We start from the raw sequence: 546 nt of genomic DNA, 5'->3' as shown, positions 1-546 counted from the left end.
GCGGCGGGCCTCGCCATCTCGACCTCGATGACCTCGCAGATCCGCGGCATGAGCCAGGGCATCCGCAACGCCAACGACGGCATCTCGCTGGCGCAGACCGCCGAAGGCACGCTGTCGGAAGTCGGCAACATGCTGCAGCGCGTGCGCGAACTGGCGATCCAGTCGGCCTCGGGCACTTACCAGACCTCGGACCGCGCGGCGATGCAGCAGGAAGTCTCGGCGCTGACCACGCAGATCAACGACAGCTTCACGCAGGCCAAGTTCAACGGCAACACGCTGATCTCGACCACCGCGGGCGCCGACCTCACCTTCAACATCCAGACCGGCTCGCAGGGCGGCCAGCAGGTCGTGCTGACCTCCAAGGCGATCGACGGCACCAAGGTCTCGGCGACTGCCCTCGACGTGACCGATGCGACCAAGGCGGCGACCACGCTCACCAACGTCGATGCGGCGCTGTCGGACGTCAACGCCACCCGCGCCTCGCTCGGTGCCGGCCAGAACCGCCTCGAATCGGCGATCAACAACCTGACCAACACCACCACCAAC

At 67.0% G+C, this 546-nt stretch carries 1 protein-coding gene; it reads left to right on the top strand.

Annotated features, from left to right (window positions below; translation table 11 throughout):
• Nucleotides 1-546, top strand: a 546-nt coding sequence (locus LH128_RS30480) for a flagellin N-terminal helical domain-containing protein (protein ID WP_008833545.1), incomplete at both ends; no start/stop codon positions are given.

Origin of the sequence: Sphingomonas sp. LH128, assembly GCF_000293195.2 — a bacterium.
Lineage (GTDB): Bacteria > Pseudomonadota > Alphaproteobacteria > Sphingomonadales > Sphingomonadaceae > Novosphingobium > Novosphingobium resinovorum_A.
The sequence above is the reverse complement of the archived record's forward strand: the minus strand, read 5'-3'. Positions and strand labels throughout refer to the sequence as shown.